Annotated in this window: 22 protein-coding genes; 11 read left to right on the forward strand and 11 right to left on the reverse strand. The window is 68.6% G+C overall.

Annotation, left to right across the window (positions count from 1 at the left end):
* Positions 1-2: 2 nt before the first annotated feature.
* Together recG and NAV27_RS15615 are read left to right on the forward strand one after the other, a co-directional pair.
* The gene (gene recG, locus NAV27_RS15610; protein WP_102828214.1) at positions 3-2,075 is read left to right on the forward strand and encodes an ATP-dependent DNA helicase RecG; all 2,073 of its coding nucleotides are present in this window, start codon (positions 3-5) and stop codon (positions 2,073-2,075) included.
* 75 nt (positions 2,076-2,150) lie between these two features.
* Complete coding sequence (locus tag NAV27_RS15615; RefSeq protein WP_102828213.1) at positions 2,151-3,551, forward strand: aminoacyl-tRNA deacylase and HDOD domain-containing protein; 1,401 nt, start codon at positions 2,151-2,153, stop codon at positions 3,549-3,551.
* A gap of 24 nt (positions 3,552-3,575) precedes the next feature.
* Here NAV27_RS15615 and NAV27_RS15620 read toward each other — a convergent pair whose 3' ends face one another.
* Genes NAV27_RS15620 through gspE form a run of 9 tightly spaced genes read right to left on the reverse strand, consistent with a single transcriptional unit; the run spans position 3,576 to position 11,139 of the window.
* Entirely contained in the window at positions 3,576-4,091 is a 516-nt protein-coding gene (locus tag NAV27_RS15620; protein ID WP_043294855.1) for a type II secretion system protein M, read from the reverse strand.
* Between the two features lie 2 nt (positions 4,092-4,093).
* Entirely contained in the window at positions 4,094-5,230 is a 1,137-nt protein-coding gene (gene gspL / locus NAV27_RS15625; protein ID WP_102828212.1) for a type II secretion system protein GspL, read from the reverse strand.
* Between the two features lie 3 nt (positions 5,231-5,233).
* Positions 5,234-6,199, reverse strand: coding sequence for a type II secretion system minor pseudopilin GspK (gene gspK, locus NAV27_RS15630; RefSeq protein ID WP_102828211.1), 966 nt, complete (start codon positions 6,197-6,199; stop codon positions 5,234-5,236).
* Positions 6,196-6,912: a type II secretion system minor pseudopilin GspJ gene (gspJ, locus tag NAV27_RS15635; protein WP_054094191.1), complete on the reverse strand. Its 717-nt coding sequence runs from the start codon at positions 6,910-6,912 to the stop codon at positions 6,196-6,198. The genes gspK and gspJ overlap by 4 nt, the downstream gene beginning before the upstream one ends.
* Positions 6,909-7,343, reverse strand: coding sequence for a type II secretion system minor pseudopilin GspI (gspI, locus tag NAV27_RS15640; protein ID WP_054094192.1), 435 nt, complete (start codon positions 7,341-7,343; stop codon positions 6,909-6,911). The genes gspJ and gspI overlap by 4 nt, the downstream gene beginning before the upstream one ends.
* The gene (gspH, locus tag NAV27_RS15645; RefSeq protein ID WP_054094193.1) at positions 7,340-7,921 is read right to left on the reverse strand and encodes a type II secretion system minor pseudopilin GspH; all 582 of its coding nucleotides are present in this window, start codon (positions 7,919-7,921) and stop codon (positions 7,340-7,342) included. Before gspH ends, gspI begins: the two co-directional genes overlap by 4 nt.
* 3 nt (positions 7,922-7,924) lie before the next feature.
* Entirely contained in the window at positions 7,925-8,365 is a 441-nt protein-coding gene (gene gspG / locus NAV27_RS15650; protein ID WP_077682887.1) for a type II secretion system major pseudopilin GspG, read from the reverse strand.
* Between the two features lie 5 nt (positions 8,366-8,370).
* Positions 8,371-9,585, reverse strand: coding sequence for a GspF family T2SS innner membrane protein variant XcpS (gene xcpS / locus NAV27_RS15655; protein ID WP_054094195.1), 1,215 nt, complete (start codon positions 9,583-9,585; stop codon positions 8,371-8,373).
* A 39-nt stretch (positions 9,586-9,624) separates the two neighbouring features.
* Complete coding sequence (gspE, locus tag NAV27_RS15660) at positions 9,625-11,139, reverse strand: type II secretion system ATPase GspE (RefSeq protein WP_102828210.1); 1,515 nt, start codon at positions 11,137-11,139, stop codon at positions 9,625-9,627.
* A 518-nt stretch (positions 11,140-11,657) separates the two neighbouring features.
* On the opposite strand from gspE, the gene NAV27_RS15665 reads away from it, so the two are divergent.
* Genes NAV27_RS15665 through NAV27_RS15675 form a run of 3 tightly spaced genes read left to right on the forward strand, consistent with a single transcriptional unit; the run spans position 11,658 to position 14,550 of the window.
* A complete protein-coding gene (locus tag NAV27_RS15665; RefSeq protein ID WP_054094196.1) occupies positions 11,658-12,779 on the forward strand; it encodes a Re/Si-specific NAD(P)(+) transhydrogenase subunit alpha in 1,122 nt (373 codons plus the stop codon).
* A gap of 13 nt (positions 12,780-12,792) precedes the next feature.
* On the forward strand, positions 12,793-13,110 hold the full coding sequence (locus NAV27_RS15670; RefSeq protein ID WP_003284152.1) for an NAD(P) transhydrogenase subunit alpha part 2: 318 nt from the start codon (positions 12,793-12,795) through the stop codon (positions 13,108-13,110).
* A 3-nt stretch (positions 13,111-13,113) separates the two neighbouring features.
* On the forward strand, positions 13,114-14,550 hold the full coding sequence (locus NAV27_RS15675; RefSeq protein WP_102828209.1) for an NAD(P)(+) transhydrogenase (Re/Si-specific) subunit beta: 1,437 nt from the start codon (positions 13,114-13,116) through the stop codon (positions 14,548-14,550).
* A 70-nt stretch (positions 14,551-14,620) separates the two neighbouring features.
* Here NAV27_RS15675 and mdaB read toward each other — a convergent pair whose 3' ends face one another.
* Both mdaB and NAV27_RS15685 read right to left on the reverse strand, forming a co-directional pair.
* Positions 14,621-15,211, reverse strand: coding sequence for an NADPH:quinone oxidoreductase MdaB (mdaB, locus tag NAV27_RS15680; protein WP_008569034.1), 591 nt, complete (start codon positions 15,209-15,211; stop codon positions 14,621-14,623).
* 120 nt (positions 15,212-15,331) lie between these two features.
* Positions 15,332-16,321: a bile acid:sodium symporter family protein gene (locus tag NAV27_RS15685; RefSeq protein WP_008569035.1), complete on the reverse strand. Its 990-nt coding sequence runs from the start codon at positions 16,319-16,321 to the stop codon at positions 15,332-15,334.
* An 88-nt stretch (positions 16,322-16,409) separates the two neighbouring features.
* Here NAV27_RS15685 and NAV27_RS15690 point away from each other — a divergent pair, with 88 nt between their 5' ends.
* The 6 genes from NAV27_RS15690 to NAV27_RS15715 all read left to right on the forward strand — a co-directional run bounded on the left by NAV27_RS15690 (position 16,410) and on the right by NAV27_RS15715 (position 20,715).
* A complete protein-coding gene (locus NAV27_RS15690; RefSeq protein ID WP_102828208.1) occupies positions 16,410-17,210 on the forward strand; it encodes an AraC family transcriptional regulator in 801 nt (266 codons plus the stop codon).
* Between the two features lie 160 nt (positions 17,211-17,370).
* The gene (locus NAV27_RS15695; RefSeq protein WP_054094201.1) at positions 17,371-17,574 is read left to right on the forward strand and encodes a DUF1127 domain-containing protein; all 204 of its coding nucleotides are present in this window, start codon (positions 17,371-17,373) and stop codon (positions 17,572-17,574) included.
* Positions 17,575-17,703: 129 nt separating this feature from the next.
* Positions 17,704-18,021 (forward strand): DUF2388 domain-containing protein, encoded by a 318-nt coding sequence (locus NAV27_RS15700; RefSeq protein ID WP_043294870.1) that lies wholly within the window; start codon positions 17,704-17,706, stop codon positions 18,019-18,021.
* Positions 18,022-18,098: 77 nt separating this feature from the next.
* A complete protein-coding gene (locus NAV27_RS15705) occupies positions 18,099-18,395 on the forward strand; it encodes a DUF2388 domain-containing protein (protein ID WP_102828207.1) in 297 nt (98 codons plus the stop codon).
* A 56-nt stretch (positions 18,396-18,451) separates the two neighbouring features.
* Positions 18,452-18,772: a DUF2388 domain-containing protein gene (locus NAV27_RS15710; protein WP_043294872.1), complete on the forward strand. Its 321-nt coding sequence runs from the start codon at positions 18,452-18,454 to the stop codon at positions 18,770-18,772.
* On the forward strand, positions 18,769-20,715 hold the full coding sequence (locus NAV27_RS15715; RefSeq protein ID WP_102828206.1) for a DUF7844 domain-containing protein: 1,947 nt from the start codon (positions 18,769-18,771) through the stop codon (positions 20,713-20,715). Before NAV27_RS15710 ends, NAV27_RS15715 begins: the two co-directional genes overlap by 4 nt.
* Positions 20,716-20,767: the final 52 nt, after the last annotated feature.

The raw sequence follows: 20,767 nt of genomic DNA on the forward strand, positions 1-20,767 counted from the left end.
CCATGAGCGAACTGGCGACCATTCCGGTCACCGCACTCAAGGGCGTTGGCGCGGCGCTGGCCGAGAAGCTCGCCAGGGTCGGCCTGGAAACCCTGCAGGACGTGCTCTTCCACCTGCCGCTGCGCTACCAGGACCGCACCCGCGTGGTGCCGATTGGCGCGCTGCGGCCGGGGCAGGACGCGGTGATCGAAGGCGTGGTGTCCGGCGCCGACATCGTCATGGGCCGCCGCCGCAGCCTGCTGGTGCGTCTGCAGGACGGCAGCGGCACCCTGAGCCTGCGCTTCTACCACTTCAGCCAGGCGCAGAAGGAAGCCATGAAGCGCGGCACCCAGCTGCGCTGTTACGGCGAGGCGCGTCCAGGTGCCTCGGGGCTGGAGATCTATCACCCGGAATACCGCGCGCTGACCGGCGAACCGGCACCGGTCGAGCAGACCCTGACGCCGATCTACCCGACCACCGAAGGCCTGACCCAGCAGCGTCTGCGCAACCTCAGCGAGCAGGCGCTGGCGCGGCTCGGCCCGCACAGCCTGCCGGACTGGCTGCCCGCCGAGCTGGCCCGCGACTACCAGCTCGGCGCGCTGGACGCAGCCATCCGCTACCTGCACCGGCCGCCGGCCGACGCCGATCTGGAGGAACTCGCCGAAGGCCGCCACTGGGCGCAGCATCGGCTGGCCTTCGAGGAACTGCTGACCCATCAGCTCTCGCTGCAGCGCCTGCGCGAACGGGTGCGCGCGCAGCAGGCGCCCGCGCTGCCGCCGGCGAAAACCTTGACGCAGCGCTTTCTCGCCAACCTCGGCTTCGCCCCCACCGGCGCGCAGCAGCGCGTCGGCGCCGAGATCGCCTATGACCTCGCCCAGCACGAGCCGATGCTGCGTCTGGTGCAGGGCGATGTGGGCGCCGGCAAGACGGTGGTCGCCGCCCTCGCCGCGCTGCAGGCGCTGGAAGCCGGCTATCAGGTGGCGCTGATGGCGCCGACGGAAATCCTCGCCGAGCAGCACTTTCTCAACTTCAGCAAGTGGCTCGAACCGCTCGGCATCGAGGTCGCCTGGCTGGCCGGCAAGCTCAAGGGCAAGGCCCGCGCCGCGGCGCTGGAGCAGATCGCCGGCGGCTGCCCGATGGTGGTTGGCACCCACGCGCTGTTCCAGGACGAGGTGGTCTTCAAGCGCCTGGCCCTGGTGATCATCGACGAGCAGCACCGCTTCGGCGTGCAGCAGCGCCTCGCCCTGCGCCAGAAGGGCATCGACGGCCGACTCTGCCCGCACCAGCTGATCATGACCGCCACGCCGATCCCACGCACCCTGGCGATGAGCGCCTACGCCGATCTCGATACCTCGATCCTCGACGAACTGCCGCCGGGCCGCACGCCGGTGAACACCCTGGTGATCGCCGATAGCCGCCGCCTGGAGGTGATCGAGCGGGTGCGCATCGCCTGCAACGAGGGGCGTCAGGCGTACTGGGTGTGCACGCTGATCGAGGAATCCGAGGAGCTGACCTGCCAGGCGGCGGAAACCACCTACGACGATCTCTCGGCGGCGCTGGTCGGCCTGCGCGTCGGGCTGATCCACGGGCGCATGAAGCCGGCCGAGAAGGCCGCGGTGATGGAGCAGTTCAAGCGCGGCGAACTGCAGCTGCTGGTCGCCACCACGGTCATCGAAGTCGGCGTCGACGTGCCCAACGCCAGCCTGATGATCATCGAGAACCCCGAGCGCCTGGGCCTGGCCCAGTTGCACCAGCTGCGCGGCCGCGTCGGCCGTGGCAGCGCGGCCAGCCACTGCGTGCTGCTCTACCACGCGCCGCTGTCGCAGCTCGGCCGCGAACGGCTGGCGATCATGCGCGAGACCTGCGACGGCTTCGTCATCGCCGAGAAGGACCTTGAGCTGCGCGGCCCCGGCGAAATGCTCGGCACGCGGCAGACCGGCCTTTTGCAGTTCAAGGTTGCCGACCTGATGCGCGACGCCGATCTGCTGCCGGCGGTGCGCGACGCCGCCCAGGAGCTGCTGGCGCGCTGGCCGCAGCATGTCAGCCCGCTGCTGGAGCGCTGGCTGCGTCATGGCCAGGAATACGGCCAAGTGTGACAACCACTCGTCACCGCAATTTCCCCGCCTGAGGGCTTCGCTATACTCGGGCAGGCCACCATCACAGGTCCGCTCATGAATTCTGCTGTCGATACCGAAAGCTGTTCCGAACTGCCGCTGCTGATCACCAAGCTGCTGAAAGACCTCGGCGTGCGCTACCAGATCCAGCGTGATCGCCCCAATTTCCCCGCTGCCCAGCGGGTCCAGGCGGTGCTGCTGGAAGACAGCGTCGGCGCCATGCTGGTGCTGTTTCCCCAGGATCATCTGCTCGATCTGCCGCGGCTGACCGAGCTCACCGGCCGCCAGCTGCTGGCGGTGAAACCGGAACGCCTGGCGCGCATGCTCGCCAAGCACGAGCTGAGCCGCCTGCCCGGCCTGCCGCCGCTGACCAGTTCGCCCTGCCTGTACGAGCGCTGCCTGCTGCAGCAACCGCGGCTGCTGGTCGAATCGGGCCAGCCGGGGCTGCTGGTGGAGCTGGCGGCGGAGGATTTCCAGCGCCTGCTGAACAAGGCCAGTGCCGGCAGCTTCGCCGTGCCGCTGCGTGACATCCGGCCGAACCTCGACCGTCCGCATGACGACCGCGAGGAGATCAGCCAGGCGGTGCAGAGCTTCACCGCGCGGCGCATCCAGAAGCGCCTGGAGGAAACCATCGAGATTCCGCCGCTGCCGCATACCGCGCAGCGCATCATCAAGCTGCGCGTGAGCCCGGAAGCCACCGTCGACGACATCACCGGCGTGGTCGAAACCGACCCGGCACTGGCGGCGCAGGTGATCAGCTGGGCGGCCTCGCCCTACTACGCCGCACCCGGGCGCATCCGCTCGGTGGAAGACGCCATCGTCCGCGTGCTGGGTTTCGATCTGGTGATCAACCTGGCGCTGGGCCTGGCGCTGGGCAAGACTCTCAGCCTGCCCAAGGACCGGCCGCAGGAAGCGACGCCGTACTGGCAGCAGGCGATCTACACCGCCGCGGTGATCGAAGGGCTGGCGCGCGCCATCCCGCGCGAAACGCGCCCGGAGATGGGGCTGAGCTATCTCGCCGGGTTGCTGCACAACTTCGGCTACCTGGTGCTGGCGCACATCTTTCCGCCGCACTTCTCGCTGATCTGCCGGCATCTGGAGGTCAACCCGCACCTGGGCCCGAACCATATCGAACAGCACCTGCTGGGCATCACCCGCGAGCAGATCGGCGCCTGGCTGATGCGCCTGTGGGGCATGCCGGACGAAGTGGCCAATGCCCTGCGCTTCCAGAACGACCCGGACTATGCCGGCGAGCACGCCGCCTATCCGAACCTCGTCTGCCTGGCCGTGCGCCTGCTGCGCCAGCGCGGCATCGGCACCGGCGGCCCGCAGGACATTCCGCAGCCGCTGCTGGACCGCCTCGGTCTCAGCCGCGACAAGGCCGACGACGCGGTGACCCGCGTGCTCAACGCCGAAGCCGCGCTGCGCGCGCTGGCCATGCCGTTTCCCCATCAGTGACCGGCGAGATGCGCGGGCAGCGCCTCAGCCGCCCGCGCGCAGCCCCACCCGTGCATCCACTTGTCCTTCGCCGGCGCGCTCCAGGCTGACCTCGCCGACGTTCACCCCCAGCGCCTGCAATTCGGCGAGCCAGCGCAGCAGCAGGGCGAACGACGCACCCGGCAGGCTGACCTGCAGGCCGCCGTCGGCGCCGCTGTCGAAGCTCTCGATGCGCAGGTTGCTCTGTTGTGCGCTCTGTGTGACCAACCCCTGCAACTCCTCCGGCGCCAGCATCACCTGCTCGCCGCTACGGCCCATCTGCCGCGCCAGTTCGCTGTTCTGTTCGAGGTAGGCGTACAGCTCGCGCTGCGCCTGGTAATGCTCGCGCGCGGCGGCGGCATGGCGCTGCGCCGGCAGCCATAGCCAGAGGTAGAACAGCAGGGCAACGAGGAACGCGGCGAGCAGGCCGAGCGCCAGGCGGTCGCGCGGCGGCAGGCGCTGCCAGCGGCGCCACAGCGGTGAATCGGTCAGGCGCACGGCCAGTTGCTGTTTGAAATTCATCGTCAGCCTCCGATCACCACGCGGGCGCTGACGGCATCGCCGTCGCGACTTGCCGAGCCCAGCTGCACGCTCTGGCCCTGCTCGTTCAAGCGCTGGCGCAGCTGTTCCAGCGCGGCGAAATCAGCGGCGCGCACCTCCAGCGCCAGATCGCCGCGCGTCTCGTTGTAGTCCAGCCGCTGCACTGTCACCGGCGCGCCGTCGGCGACGGCCGTGGCGGCATGTTCCAGCAGGCGGGTGAAGCCGGCGCGGGCGCCGCCGGCCTGGGCCAGGTGGTCGTCGAACTGCGCGCGCAGATTGACGATGCGCGTGTCGGCCGGAAACAGCTCGCGGTACAGCGCCAGGCTGGCGTCGGCATGCAGGTCACCCTGACGCTGGAAGTACCAACCCTGCGCCAGGTTGAAGCCCAGCTGCACCAGCAGGATCAGCCCGAGCGTGGCGAACAGCGGTTTCCAGCGCGCCAGCCCGCTGCCGCCGAGATCGATGGCGAACGTGCCCTGCGCCAGATTGACCGCCGCCGCGCGACCGCTGGCGAGCCAGGCATAGGGGTCGTCGAGACGCTGGTAGTCATCCACCCCGGGCGGCGGCGTCTCGCCGTCGCCGTGCGCCTGCCGCGGCGCCGGGCACTGTTCGGCCAGTGCCGGCCACTGCTCGGCAACGAAGGCCAGCCGCGCCTCCAAGCTGCCGCCGAGCAGTCCACGCGCGCCGAGCAGCAGAATCTGGCTGCCCGTACGCGGCAGCAGGTCGGCGTCGACATGCACGGCGACAATCGGCAGCCCCAGCCCGCACAGCTGTTCGAGCCAGCCCTGCAGCAGGCTGCGGCGGATGGCGATGACCCGGTGGCGGCCGTCGTCCAGCACCTCGCCGAGGCTCAGGTGCAGCTCGTCGACATTCTCCGCCAGCAGCTCCTCGGCGGCGTAGGCCAGCGCCTGCTGCAGCCAGCGCGCCTTGCGCGTCGGCAGCGCCACGGCGAAGGCGCTGCAGTGCTCGGCCGGCAGCACCAGCGTCACAGCGCCCTGCGCGGCAGCGGCGCACTGCGCCAGACTCAGCCAGCCGCCAGCGCCCTCGCGCGGCAGCCAGTAACCAGGCGTCTCCGGCTGCAGGTGCGCGGCACAGTCGGCGGGCAGGAACAGGCAATCCATGATCTAGCGTTCTCCCTTTGCGGATGGTGCGGGCAGACGCGGCGGCTGCCCGAGGTTGCGCGCCAGCACGCGGACCGTGCCGTCCTGCTCGCGCTGCAGCAGGCTGACCAGCGCCAGCCGGCGGTCGCCCAGATGCACTTCGCTGGTGACCTGGAAGTATTGACTGCCGACCGCCAGCGCGGTGCCCTGCAGCGTATTGCCGGCCATGGCCGGCTGCGCGAGGAACGCCGCGGTGTCGCGAAAAGGGCTGGCGCGGCGCACCTCCACCAGCGCTTCGGCGGCGCCGAGGCTGAGGTTGTCGCCCAGGCTGGACAGCACCAGCGCGCTGGCGGTGTTGACGTTCAGCCCGTGATCGGCCGGCAGCGCGGCGACGTAGGGCGCCAGACGCTGGAAATCCTCGTCGCGCATGTCCAGCAGCAGGCGCAGTTCGGAAAGATCGAACAGCCGCCGTCCGGCCGTGCGATACGGCGGCTCGAGCAGCAGGTAGGCGTCGTCCTCGGCGCCCTGCTCGGCGCCGGGCTGCTGGTCGACGTCCAGCCAGTCGACCAGCCGTTCGGCATAGGGCGCAGCGATCTGCAGGCGCAACAGCAGCCGGCGAAACTGCGCCAGCGCGGCGGCGTCGGCCTGACCGTTCTTCACCAGACTGTTGAGGTTGAAGCGTCCGGCGAGGTCCTCGATGTGCACGCGGATCTCCCCTTCGTCGACGGCGAACGCCGGTCGCGGCAACGCCCAGGCCTCGCCGAGATGATCGACCGGCGCCTGCCCGCCTGCGCGCGCATCGCGCTGCAGGATCGACTGCGCCAGCGCCTCGCCGCCCAGCGCGTAATGCCACGCCTGACGGGCTTGCAGCTGGTTGCTGCTGGCGCGGATCGCCAGTTGCTGGCGCGCCACCATCGCCGCGCTGACCACGGTGACGATCGCCACCACCAGCAGCACGGTGATCAGCGCGACGCCGCGCTGGCGCGTCATTGCGGCTGCTCCCCGTCGTACGGTTCGGGCACGCCCTCGGCGCCCGGCAGCTGCATCTGCGCCTGCTGCGGCGGACCGTCCGGCAAGCGCAGCAGGCGGCTGATGCGGCCGTAACGCGGGTGTTCGAGGGTCAGCTCGACGGCGATCGGCAGGCGCTGCGCGGCCTCCTCGCCGCCGCCGCGACCGTAGTCGAACGGCGGCCACTCCTCGTGCCAGACGTGGTCCTCGTCGAGGTAGCGCAGCTGCAGCGCGCGCACCGCGTCGAGCGCGACCTGCACACGCGGCTGGCTGTCGACGTCGCGGTCGAGCACCACCCAGTAGGTGCGCTCCAGCCGTTCGCCGACCAGCCGCCAGCGCACCCGCTGCAGGTTGGCGCGGCGCAGGCCGGTGGGGTTGCGCCAGCCGCTACGGGTCAGCTCCAGTATGGGCGCGCCGTCGTCGCCTTCGAGCTGGCCCACCAGCGCGTTGCGCTCGTCGCCGTAGCCGTCGCGCACCGGCCGGTCGATCACCTGCAGCAGGTCGCGCTCGAACAGCCACAGCGCGCGGCTCAGCTCGCGCAGACGCTGTTCCTGCCCGGCGGTCGCCGCGTCACTGCGCAGCACCGCTTCGAGCATGCGGTAGGTGCCCAGGCCAAGCAGGGCGAACAGGGCGATGGCGATCAGCAGTTCGAGCAGGGTGAAGCCGGCCATGCGCCGCGGCAGCTGCGGATTCATTGCGCGAGCCCCGGCTGGCCGCTGCCGGCCTGGCGCACCGCGACGAAGCCGCTGAGGCTGGTCACCGCGCGCTCGGGCAGCGGCCGGTTGCGCGCGCGGCGTTCGTCCAGCGCGACCCAGACGGTGACGCGCAGCAGGCCGGGATCGCTGCTCGCCTCGATCTCGCTGAGGGTCTGCCACCGGCGGCCGGCGAATTCCAGCTCCAGCGTCTCGCGGCCGGGCGCCGGCGTGGTCGGCTGCAGCTGCAGTTCGGTGAGGCGGTTGTCGGCGATCCAGCCGGCCAGGGTCAACTCTTCCAGCCGCCCGGCATTGCTCAGGCTGCGCCCGGCGGCGGTGAGCACCACGGCGGCGACGGTGGCGAAGATCGCCAGCGCCACCAGCACTTCGAGCAGGGTGAAGCCGCGGCCGGCCCTGGCCATCGATGCACTCATCGCCTGTGCTCGAGCAGTTCGGCCTGCGGCAGGCGCAGGCCGTCGCTGGCGATCAGCCAGGTGCTGCCGCCGGCCTTGCGCTCGGACAGGCGCAGGCTGAACGGCGACAGTTCGCCACTGGAGAGGATCAGCAGCTGCGGTTCCAGCCGCGGGCCGCTGTTGCGCTCGCGGCTGCGCCCGCGGCTGTCGGCGTCGCTCAGCCCGGCGCGGTCGTCCGCCTGCCTGACCGGCGCCACCAGCTCCAGCGGCGTGCCATCCAGTTCCAGCTCCAGGCGCATCCACTCCGGCAGCCGATGCACCTTGCGCCGCTCGACCTCGCGCCAGCGGGCGTCGGCCTCGTCGTAACGCAGCACACGGTAGCCCTCGCGGTTGACCAGCAGGCCGTACTCGCGGCTGTCGAGCACCGCCTCGTCGCTGAGTACGCCGATCAGCGCAGCGATCCGCCGGGCCTCGTCACGCAGCTCGCGCGAGGTGCTCGAACTGCCGGTGGTGAGCACCGCCAGGCTGACCAGAATGCCCAGCAGGACGATCACCACCAGCAGTTCGATGAGGGTGAAGGCGCGGGCGCGCCGGCGCATCGGTCAGAGGTCCCAGTTGCCGATGTCCGCGTTGAGGTCCGAGCCGCCGGGCTTGCCGTCGGCGCCGAAGGAGTAGAGGTCGAACTGGCCACGGGTGCCTGGCGACAGGTACTGGTAGTCGTTGCCCCATGGGTCCTTGGGCAGGCGCTTGAGGTAGCCGTCGCGGTTCCAGTTCTTCGGCTGCGGGTTGCCGGTCGGCTTGGTCACCAGCGCCTCCAGCCCCTGCTGGGTGCTCGGATAGGCGAAGTTGTCCAGCTTGTACATGTCCAGCGCGGCGGCGACGGCCTTGATGTCGCCCTTGGCCACGGTGACCTTGGCCTGCTCGGGGCGGCTCATCACCTGCGGCACCACCAGCGCGGCGAGGATGCCGAGGATGACCACCACCACCATGATCTCGATAAGGGTGAAACCGCCCTGGGTGCGGCGCTGCAGTCTTGTTGTCATGGTCGTTAACCCACCAGTTGGTTGAGAGAGAGGATCGGCATCAGGATGGCCAGCACGATGACCAGCACCACCGCCCCCATGAACACCAGCATGAACGGCTCGAACAGGCCGACCAGCAGAGACACCTGGGCGGCCAGGTCGTTCTCCTGATTGCGCGCGGTGCGCGCCAGCATCTGATCCAGTTCACCGGATTTTTCGCCGCTGGCGATCATGTGCAGCATCATCGGCGGGAATTCGCCGGTGGCCTCCAGCGCACGGGTCAGGCTGCTGCCTTCGCGCACCTTCTGCGCCGCCTCGACCACCCGCTCGCGGATGCGCAGGTTGGCGATCACCGCCGCCGCGATGGACAGCGCCTCCACCAGCGGCACGCCGCTGCGCGTGAGGATCGCCAGGGTCGAGGCGAAGCGCGCGGTGTTGGTCGCCCGACTCAGACGGCCGATCAGCGGCAGGCGTAGGATGAAAGCGTGCCAGCGCAGGCGCAGCGCCGGATCGCGCAGCGCCGCACGCATGGCCAGCACGAACGCGACGATGCCGAGCACGATCAGCCAGCCCCAGTTCTTCACCACGTCGCTGGTGGCGATCAGGCCGCGGGTCAGCGCCGGCAGTTCCTGCCCGGTGTTGACGAATACCTTGACCACGTCCGGCACCACGTAGCCGAGCAGCAGCACGACGATGGCCAGCGAGGCGACCATCAGGATCACCGGATAGAGCAGCGCCAGCTGGATCTTCTGCCGCGACTGCTGACGCTGGTCGGTGTAGTCGGCCAGCTGGTCGAGCACCAGCCCAAGATGGCCGGCGTGCTCCCCGGCCGCCACGGTGGCGCGGTAAAGCTCGGGAAAGGCCGACGGATATTCGCGCAGCGCCGCGGCCAGGCTGTGGCCCTCCATCACCCGCGCGCGCACGGCCAGCAGCATCGACTTGATCTTCGCCGAGGTGGATTGCGCGGCCGCCGCGCGCAGGGCTTCCTCGATGGGCAGCGCAGCCTGCACCAGGGTCGCCAGCTGCCGGGTGACCAGCGCCAGGTCGCGCGCCGACAGCCCGCGGCCGAAGCTGAAGCCGCCGCGACTGACATCCTCCTTGGACTTGGCCTGCTTCACCTCCAGCGGCGCCCACTGCTTGTCGCGCAGCAACTGGCGCGCCTGACGCGGGCTGTCCGCCTCGATCAGGCCCTTCTGCTCGCGGCCGCGCGCATCCAGCGCGAGGTATTCGAAGGCGGCCATCAGCGGTGCTCTCCACGGTGCGCCGGACGGCGCAGGGCATCATTCCTCACGGGTCACCCGCAGCACTTCCTCGATGGTGGTGACGCCCTCGCGCACCTTGCGCAGGCCATCGTCACGGATGCTCGGGCCGAGCACGCGCGCATGCTGCAGCATGTCCTGCTCGCTGGCGCGGGTATGCACCATGCTGCGCAGCGCGTCGTCGAACAGCACCAGTTCGTAGATGCCGGTGCGGCCGCGATAGCCGATGCCGCGGCATTGCTCGCAGCCTTCGGCGTGATACAGCGTCGGCGCCGCATCCGGCGCCACGCCGAACAGCTCGCATTCGGCGGCATCGGCCACATAGGGGCGCTTGCAGTCATTGCACAGCACCCGCACCAGCCGCTGGGCCAGCACGCCGAGCAGCGAGGAGGAAATCAGAAACGGCTCGACGCCCATGTCCACCAGCCGCGTGACGGCGCCGATGGCACTGTTGGTGTGCAGCGTGGACAGCACCAGGTGGCCGGTGAGCGAGGCCTGCACGGCCATGTCGGCGGTTTCCTGGTCGCGGATCTCGCCGACCATCACCACGTCCGGGTCCTGACGCAGGATGGCGCGCAGGCCGCGAGCGAAGGTCATGTCGACCTTGGTGTTGACCTGGGTCTGACCGATGCCCTCGAGGTGGTACTCGATGGGGTCCTCGACGGTGAGGATGTTGCGCGTGCGGTCGTTGAGCGTGGTCAGCGCGGCGTACAGCGTGGTGGTCTTGCCCGAGCCGGTGGGGCCGGTGACGAGGATGATGCCGTGCGGCTTCTTCACCGCCTGCTCCAGCTGGCGGCGGTCCTGCTCGTTCATGCCCAGGTGGCGTAGGGTCAGACGCCCGGCCTGCTTGTCCAGCAGACGCAGCACCACGCGCTCGCCGTTGGCCGAGGGCAGTGTGGAGACGCGGATGTCGACCTCGCGGCCGCCGACGCGCAGGGAAATGCGCCCGTCCTGCGGGATGCGCTTCTCGGCGATATCCAGCTTGGCCATGACCTTGATCCGCGATACCAGCAGCGCCGCCAGCTCGCGCTTGGGCTGCACCACTTCGCGGAGGATGCCGTCGACGCGAAAGCGGATCACCAGGCGCTTCTCGAAGGTTTCGATATGGATATCCGAGGCGTTCTCGGCGATCGCCTCGCCGAGGATGGCGTTGATCAGGCGAATGATCGGCGCGTCGTCCTCCTGCTCCAGCAGGTCCTCGGTTTCCTGGATCTGGTCGGCCAGGCTGGCCAGGTCCAGATCGTTGCCCAGCCCTTCGACCATCAGCATCGTCGCGGAGGAATCGTGCTGATAGGCCGCGCCGAGCGCCTGCTCGAATGCCTCCTGCCCCAGCCACTGCCACGCCAGCCGCGCACCGACCACCCGCTGCGCCTCCTGCACCGCCGTCAGCGCCGCGCCTTCGCGCAGGCACAGGCTGGCCGCGCCGTCACGTTCGAGCAGGAACACGCCGTGGCGGCGGGCGAAAGCGAACGGCAGGCGGCGCTGCGGCGAGGGCTCGAGCAGCTCGGTCAGTTCGTCCACATCAGGTTCGGGCATCGTGCAACTCCAGCAGATTGCGCAGCGACAGTTTGTCGCTGCGCCGAAACACTCCAGACAACAAAAGCAGCCAGAGCGCTTGGACTACAAGAATCGAACGACATTTCAACCGCTGTATCGCTGCATCAACCCTAGACCACCGACACCAAGGTCGCAGTCAGCCGGCACCGCAGGGGAATACCGTGGCAATGGTGCGTCATTCATGATCCGCACGTTTTTTCCTTGGCGACCGCACTTTTAACCGAAGCGGCCCCCTAAGCTGCGCTGGCTGGCGCGACTCTGTGCGAATCTAGAGTCGGCTTGCGACCGGTGCGTCAGATGCAATCGCCCGATTGAAACAGTTGTTTGATTTTTTCCGTGCTTGCAGAATGCCGCGCCGGACCGGCTGTTTAGCGCAGTCGCCGAGGCCCGCTCCACCGTTTCAAAACCCGACCGCCAGAGTAGTGGCCGGGTGAAAAAAGCTCGCCAGGGCAGCGGTTACCGCGCCCTGGTCAAGATCACGCAGGAGAACAACAACAATGCACATCGGTGTACCCCTCGAAACCCATGTCGGGGAAACGCGCGTCGCCGCGACCCCGGAAACCGTCAAGAAACTGATCGGCCAAGGGCACCGGGTAACGCTGCAAAGCGGCGCCGGGTTGCTTTCCAGCGTGCCGGACAGCGCCTACGAGGCTGCTGGCGCGACCATCGGCGATGCGGCCGCGGCCTTTGCCGCCGAGCTGGTGCTGAAAGTCAATGCGCCGGACGAGGCGGAACTGGCGCAGATGCAGTCCGGCAGCGTGCTGCTGGGCATGCTCAACCCGTTCGACAACGCCTGCATCGCGCGCATGGCCGCGCGCGGCATCACCGCGTTCGCGCTGGAAGCCGCGCCGCGCACCTCGCGCGCGCAGAGCCTGGACGTGCTCTCCTCGCAGGCCAACATCGCCGGCTACAAGGCGGTGCTGCTCGGCGCCCATCACTACCCGCGCTTCATGCCGATGCTGATGACCGCTGCCGGTACGGTGAAGGCCGCGCGCGTGCTGATCCTCGGGGCCGGTGTCGCCGGGCTGCAGGCCATCGCCACGGCCAAGCGCCTGGGCGCGGTGGTCGAGGCTTCGGACGTGCGCCCGGCGGTGAAGGAGCAGATCGAATCGCTCGGCGCCAAGTTCGTCGACGTGCCGCTGGAGACCGACGAGGAGCGCGAATGCGCCGAAGGCGTCGGCGGCTATGCGCGGCCGATGCCGGCCTCGTGGATGGCGCGTCAGGCGCAGGCGGTGCACGAGCGTGCGCTGCAGTCGGACATCGTCATCACCACCGCGCTGATCCCGGGCCGCAAGGCGCCGACACTGCTGCAGGAAGCCACCGTCGAGCAGATGAAGCCCGGCTCGGTGATCGTCGACCTGGCGGCCGGGCATGGCGGCAACTGCCCGCTGACCGAGATCGATCAGGTGGTGGTGCGCCACGGTGTGACCATCGTCGGCCACGCCAACCTGGCGACGCTGGTGCCGGCCGACGCCTCGGCGCTGTACGCCCGCAACCTGCTGGATTTCCTCAAGCTGGTCATCGACAAGGACGGCCAGTTCCAGCTCAACCTCGAAGACGACATCGTCGCCGCGTGCCTGATGTGCCGCGACGGCCAGGTCGTGCGGACCAACGGTTAAGGGAGACGCGAACATGGATCTGATTTCGGACGGCATCTACAACCTGATCATCTTCGTGCTGGCGATCTACGTCGGCTACCACGTGGTCTGGAACGTCACCCCGGCCCTGCACACGCCGCTGATGGCGGTCACCAACGCGATCTCGGCAATCGTCATCGTCGGCGCCATGCTGGCCGCCGCGCTCACCGTTACCCCGCTGGGCAAGGCCATGGGCACGCTCGCCGTGGCGCTGGCCGCGGTCAACGTGTTCGGGGGCTTCCTGGTCACCCGTCGCATGCTGGAAATGTTCAAGAAGAAGGACCGCAGCGCGGCCAAGGCGGAGGGCAAGTAAGCCATGAGCATGAACCTGATCACCCTGCTCTATCTGGTCGCCTCGGTGTGCTTCATCCAGGCGCTGAAGGGCCTCTCCCACCCCACCACCTCACGCCGCGGCAACCTGTTCGGCATGATCGGCATGGGCCTGGCAGTACTGACCACCGTGGGCCTGATCTTCAAGCTCGGCAGCGAGCTGGCCACCACCGGCATCGGCTACGTGATCGTCGGCCTGCTGATCGGCGGCAGCGTCGGCACCGTCATGGCCAAGCGCGTCGAAATGACCAAGATGCCCGAGCTGGTCGCCTTCATGCACAGCATGATCGGCCTGGCCGCGGTATTCATCGCCATCGCCGCCGTCGTTGAGCCGCAGTCGCTGGGTATCGTTGCGCAGCTGGGTGACGCGATTCCGGCCGGTAACCGCCTGGAGCTGTTCCTCGGCGCAGCCATCGGTGCCATCACCTTCTCCGGTTCGGTGATCGCCTTCGGCAAGCTGTCGGGCAAGTACAAGTTCCGCCTGTTCCAGGGCGCCCCGGTGGTGTTCAAGGGCCAGCACATGGTCAACCTGGCCGTGGGCCTGGCGATCGTCGGTCTGGGCCTGGTCTACACCTTCACCGGCAACCTGAGCGCGTTCGCCATCTTGGTGGCACTGGCCTTCGTCATCGGCGTGCTGATCATCATCCCCATCGGCGGTGCGGACATGCCGGTGGTGGTGTCGATGCTCAACAGCTACTCGGGCTGGGCGGCCGCCGGTATCGGCTTCTCGCTGAACAACTCGATGCTGATCATCGCCGGCTCGCTGGTGGGCTCGAGCGGCGCGATCCTCTCGTACATCATGTGCAAGGCGATGAACCGCTCGTTCTTCAACGTGATCCTCGGCGGCTTCGGTGCCGATGCCGACGCCGGTCCGGCTGCCGGCAGCCAGGAGCAGCGGCCAGTGAAATCCGGTTCCAGCGATGACGCGGCGTTCCTGCTGACCAACGCCGACACCGTGATCATCGTCCCCGGCTACGGCCTGGCGGTGGCCCGCGCGCAGCACGCGCTGATGGAACTGGCCGAGAAGCTGACCCACCGTGGCGTCACCGTGAAGTACGCGATCCACCCGGTCGCCGGCCGTATGCCCGGGCACATGAACGTGCTGCTGGCCGAGGCCGAGGTGCCGTACGAGCAGGTGTTCGAGATGGAAGACATCAACTCCGAGTTCGGCCAGGCCGACGTGGTGCTGGTGCTCGGCGCCAACGACGTGGTCAACCCGGCAGCGAAGACCGATCCGAAGTCGCCGATCGCCGGCATGCCGATCCTCGAGGCCTACAAGGCCAAGACGGTGATCGTCAACAAGCGCTCCATGGCCAGCGGCTATGCGGGCCTCGACAACGAGCTGTTCTACATGGACAAGACCATGATGGTCTTCGGCGATGCCAAGAAGGTCGTCGAGGACATGGTCAAGGCCGTGGAATGATCGCCTCGCGCTGAAACGAAAAACCCCTCCCGGCCCAGCCGCGAGGGGTTTTTCTTTGCCTCGGCGAAGCTCAGACGCTGAAGCCGAACACCTCGCCCAGATGCCGGCGGTAGCGTTCGACGTCCGCCTCGATCTGTGGCTGCTTCATCACATCGACGCAGAGGAAGGTCGGCAGACCCTGCAGGCCGAGAAACTCGTTGGCCTTGTGAAACGGCAGGTAGACGGCATCCACGCCCTTGCCGGCGAAGAAATCGCTGGGGTCGTCGAAAGCCTGCTGCGGTGCGTTCCATGTCGCGGAAATCATGTAGCGCTTGCCCTGCAGCAGGCCGCCGCTGCCGTACTTCTGCGACGCATCGGAGCGGGTGCGGCCGTCGTTGGCGTAGAGGCTGCCGTGGCCGGCGGTGAACACTTCGTCCAGGTATTTCTTCACCGTCCAGGGCGCGCCCATCCACCAGCCGGGCATCTGATAGATCAGTGCGTCGGCCCAGAGGATCTTCTCGACCTCCTGTTGCACGTCGTAGCCGGCGTCGATCTCGGTGGTACGCACCTCGAAGCCGGCCGCCGTCAGGATATCGATTGCGGCTTGGTGCAGCGTGGCGTTATAGCGGCCGGCCGAATGGGCGAATGCCTTGCCGCCGTTGAGTAGCAGAATCTTCTTCATGGAGAGGCCTCGGAAACGGGTTGGCGCGCAGCTTACTCACGCCCGCGCACCGTACCCAGACCGTAATGGGCAAATAATTTTTGCGTTGCGGTCATTAATTCCCGAGACATTGCTGGTGAATCAAACAGCTTTCGCCACCGGCGCCGACTCCGGCCGCGCCGCATAGCGCTGCGCGAGTACCGCGCAAACCATCAGCTGGATCTGGTGGAACAGCATCAGTGGCAGTATCAGCGTGCCCAGCGCACCGCCGGCGAACAGTACCTGCGCCATCGGAATGCCGGTGGCCAGGCTCTTCTTCGAGCCGGCGAAGAGGATGGTGATGCGGTCCTCCAGATCGAAACCCAGACCGCGCGCGATCAGCCAGGTGATCCCCAGCGCCAGCGCCAGCAGCAGGCAGCAGGCCAGCACCAGGCCGAGCAACTGCGGCAGCGGTACCTCGTGCCAGATGCCCTCGACCACTGCATGGCTGAACGCGGTGTAGACCACCAGCAGGATCGAACTCTGGTCGACGTTCTTCAGCCAGCCCTTGTTGCGCGCCACCCAATCGCCGATCCAGCGCCGCGCGAACTGTCCGGCGATGAACGGCAGCAGCAGCTGCACGACGATCTTGCCGATGGCATCCAGCGTCGAGCCGCCATCGCCCTGGGCGCCCATCAGCAGCAGCACCAGCAGCGGGGTGAGGAAGATGCCGATCAGGCTCGAAGCCGCCGCGCTACACACCGCCGCCGCGATGTTGCCGCGCGCCAGCGAGGTGAAGGCGATGGCCGACTGCACCGTGGCCGGCAGCGCACACAGGTACAGCATGCCCAGATACAGCTCTGGGCCGATCAGCGGCGTCAGCAGCGGGCGCAGCGCCAGGCCGAGCAGCGGGAACAGCACGAAGGTGCAGCCGAACACCAGCAGGTGCAGGCGCCAGTGCCCCAGTCCCGCGAGGATTGCCGGCCCCGACAGCTTGGCGCCATGCATGAAGAACAGCAGGCCGATGGCCAGGTTGGTGATCCACTCGAACACCGCTACGCCCTGTCCGCGCGCCGGCAGCAACGTGGCGAGAGCCACCGCGCCAAGCAGGGCAAGGGTGAAGTTGTCCGGTAACAGGCGGGGTCTGGCCATGTGTGCTCCTGAGGACGGTGACTTGCGACGGATTGAGCGCGAGTCTACTGTCGTCTCGAATATCCGACTAACGCCATCGAGCCAGCTAATGTCGACAAACGGACAGGCCATCCTGCCGCAACGCCCCATCCCGACGATGGCGTCCCTGCCGCGCCCGCTATTCGCCCGCAGTGAATCGCTGCCCGAGCGCACCACCACGCCGCGCCACAGTCATCCGTGGGCCCAGCTGTCCTACGCCACCAGCGGCGTGTTGCGGGTACACACCGAGCAGCGCCGTTTCCTCGCGCCGCCGCAGCGCGCCATCCTGGTGCCGCCGGGGCTGCTGCACGAGGTGGTGAGTTCGCCACGTACCGAAATGCGCAGCCTGTACATCGATTACCGCGCCGTGCCCTGGGCGCCGCCGCATTGCCAGGTGCTGGCGGTCGGCCCGCTGCTGCGCGAGCTGATCCGCGCGTTCGGCGAACTGCCGGTGGAGTATGACGAACAGGGCGCCGACGGGCGTCTGGCCGCGGTGCTGCTGGACCAGCTGCACGCCGCACCGGAGATCGGCTATTCGCTGCCATGGCCCGGCGACGCGCGGCTGCGGCAGCTCTGCGAGGCGCTCTACGCGCAGCCCGACCTGCCGCTCGGCCTGGCGCAGTGGAGCGAGCGCCTGCAGGTGTCGGAGAAGACCCTGACGCGCCGGTTCCAGCGCGATACCGGCCTCAGCTTCCGCGCCTGGCGCCAGCGCCTGCGCCTGCTCAGCGCGCTACCGCTACTGGAACAGGGCGAGGCGGTCACCGAGGTCGCGCTCGCCTGCGGCTACGATTCCACCTCGGCCTTCATCGCCGCCTTCCGCCTGCACTTCGGCGCCACCCCTGGCGCCGTGGCGCGACCACGACGCGATTAGCGCACGACGAACAGTTGCACCACCGGGCAGCAGTACAGTTTGCCGCGCGCCGCGACTGCACCGGCACAATTGTCTTTCCCTGTGGCTGCCGCGCCGGCGTGACGCGCGCCATCCTGTCGCCCCAGACATCAGCCCCCGCCAGCCGGGAAGGAGAGGCCTCATGGACCGCGCCGCGCCTCGCACCCTCGTCATCATCACCCCCTCCGTAGCCTGGCTTGCGCGCCTGCCGCACACACTGCGGCTGTGGCAGCAACGCGCGCGTAGCCGCCGTCAGCTGGCACAGCTGGACGCCCGACTGCTGGCGGATGCCGGCATCAGCCCCAGCGAACGCCAGGAAGAGCTGCGCCAACCGTTCTGGCGCTGAACGCCCAGACGCGGATCGCACGATCCGCTTTGCAGGCCGCGACCGGGCGCCTATGCTGCGCCCAGCCGGCCGCGGGGCGGAACATGCTGCAAGCGGTACGGTCTAGTGCGAACATCTGGAGACTTCGTCATGCACCGCTACCTGCTCCCCTTTTGCGCCGCCGGCCTGCTGCTGGCCGGCAACGCCTCGGCCGCCAGCTTCACCGGCACCACCGACATGGTGGTCGGCGGTCTGATCAACACCGTCGATGCGACCTCCGACCTGACCTCCTCGCTGCGCGACGACAAACTCGTGCTCGACGCCCGCGACGATGCGGCGCGCTTCGTCGCCAGCCAGGGTGAGCTGCGCGGTGCGCATCTGGAGGCTGCACTGCTGCACATCCGCGCACAGCAACCGCAACTGGGCGCCAGCGACCTGCAACTGGCCGAGGCGATCCTCGCGCTGTGAGGCGAACGCGGCGGACGCTGGCCCTGAGGCCGGCGTTTCGCTAGCCTTGGCGCCGTTTTTTTGCTGCCAGGTTTCCCATGCGTTCGTTGCACCTCATATTCGCCATCGCCTGCTGCGCCGCCGGCCCCGCGCTGGCACTGGACACCACCATCGCCAGCGTCGCGAAGACCACCTTCGTCGCCAGCCAGCTGACCAGCACACCGTTCGACAACAAGCTGGTCGCCGCCGCCCGCGACGATGCCGCCAGCTTCGTCGGCAGTGCCGGCCAGCTCCGTAGCGCTCGCCTGCAGGCGGCGCTGCGCTGGCTGCGCGAGCAGCACCCCGGCCTGACCGCCAGCGACCTGCAGCTCGCCGAGGCCATCCTCGTTCAATGATTCGGCGCCCGATGCCTTCATCGCGCATCGCCCGCCTCAGCCGTGAGATTCGCACCATGCACAGACTGTCGATTGCCCTCCCCCTCGCCCTGGCGCTGTGCGCCGGCGCCGCCCAGGCCCAGACACTGGTGGCGACCAGCAACATCGTGGTGCGCGCACTGGACCGCAGCCTCGATTTCACCTCCGATACCACCACCTCGATCCGCGACATGAAGGTCGTGGTCGAAGCCCGCGACGAGGCCGCCAGCTTCGTCGCCAGCGAAGGCGAAATCCGCGGCGCGCGCCTGGAAGCCGCGCTCGGCTCGCTGCGCAGCGAATTCCCGGCGGCCCGCGACGCCAGCGATCTGGCTCTGGCCGAAGCCATCCTCGCCCTGTGATTCGCGCCTGGCTGCTGGCGAGCTGCCTGGGTCTGGCCGCCACCGCCCAGGCCGACCTGCGTCTGACGCTGGCTACCGCCGACCTGCAGCCCGACGAGCTTCAGGCCAGCCAGGCGCTGCTGGACGAGGCGCTGGCCGCGCTGCCGCCGCGCCTGCTGCAGCGGCTGGATCGCGAAGTGCAGGTGGTGTGGCACGACGGCCTGCCAGCACAGGCCTACGGCCGCGCCGGTGGCGATCGCCTCGAGCTCAATCGGAAGCTCCTGCCATCCCTCGTCGACGGCTCCGCTGCCAGCCAGCACACCGGGCGCACGCACGGCACCCGTCGCCGCGAACTGCTCGCCACCGTCATCCACGAAATCGCCCACCTCTACGATCGCGCCCGCCTGTGGTCGCCCGGGCAGTTCCTTCTGCAGGCGCAGTGCCACCAGCGTGCCGGCAGCCTCGGCGTGGTCGGCTTGCCGGACGCATGTCGTGGTCAGGAGCAGCGCCGCTTCACCCTCAGTGACGACCCGCGCCTGCTCGACCTCGCCGGCTGGCCGCAGCGCGTCGGGCGCCGCGGCGCGCGCGAACTGACCAACGCGCAGGTCGCACGCAGCCCGGATCGCTACGAGCTGAGCAACCCGCGCGAGTTCGTCGCGGTCAATCTCGAATACTTTCTGCTCGACCCCAGCTACGCCTGCCGCCGTCCTTCGCTGCAGCGCCACTTCAGCGCGCACTTCGGCTGGACACCGGCCAGCGCTGCCGCGTGCGCAGCGGGCTATCCCTTCCTCAATGCAGGCCGCGACTTCGGCCGCACGCCGCTGCTGACGCTCGATCCGGCACGCGTCTATGAGGTCGACTACCTGTTCGCCGAAGCCAACGATGCGTGGGTCAGCCGCTGGGGCCACAGCATGCTGCGCCTGGTGATCTGCGCTCCTGGCCGCACGCCCGGGCCGGATTGCCGGCTGGATCTGGAGCAGCATCTGGTGCTGTCCTTCCGCGCCTTCGTCGATGACGTGCAGCTGTCCAGCTGGGATGGCCTGACCGGCGCCTACCCCTCACGGCTGTTCATCCTGCCGCTGGGCCAGGTGATCGACGAATACACCAAGGTCGAGCTGCGCAGCCTCGCTTCCGTACCGCTGAAGCTACGCCGCGAGGAGATTCGCCAGCTGGTCGAGCGCAGCGCCGAGCTGCACTGGAGCTACGACGGCGACTACTACTTCCTCTCCAACAATTGCGCGGTGGAAACTCTCAAGTTGCTGCGCGGCGGCACAGCGCGCGACGAGCTGCGCGCACTGGACAGCATCATGCCCAACGGCCTGCTGGAGGTGCTGATCCACCGCGGCCTGGCCGACTCCAGCGTGCTCGACGACCCTCGCGAAGCGCTGCGCCTGGGCTATCGCTTCGACTCCTACCGCGACCGCTATCAGGCGATGTTCGTCGTACTCAAGGAACGCCTCGGCCTGCCGCAAGACAGCGTCGAACAGTGGCTGGAGCTCGACGCGGCCAAGCGCCGGCCGTGGATCAAGCGCGCCGACCTGCGCGCTGCCGCCGCGCTGCTACTGGTCGAGCAAGCCGCCTTGCGCAAGCAGTTGCTGCTGGCCCAGGACGAACTGAAGAACCGCTACCTCGGCGGCCGCGGCCACGACGCCCGGCTCGACAAGGCCGATGGCGCGCTGCAGGAAATCCTCGCCAGCAGCGGCTACCTCAGCCGCCCGGCCGAACTGCTCGACGGCGACGGCTACGGCCTGCCACAGGCCAGCGAGTGGCGCCGTCTGGAGCGCGAGAGCGAACAGCGCCAGCTGCGCCTGAATGAGCTAAGCGAAGAACTCGACCGCGAAGTGCGCGTACTGCTCGGAGACGAGCGGCGGGAGGAACTGGAAGCGATCGAAGCCAACCTGACGCAGATCGGGGAGCACCTGCGCGGGCTGCATAAGGCCGGGGGTGGGTTGGAGTTGCCTTAGATCCTGGTTCCGATATGCCTACCGGGAAAGAATACGGCGGGAACGTGAGCCC

This window comes from Stutzerimonas degradans, from assembly GCF_024448505.1.
Classification (GTDB): domain Bacteria; phylum Pseudomonadota; class Gammaproteobacteria; order Pseudomonadales; family Pseudomonadaceae; genus Stutzerimonas; species Stutzerimonas degradans.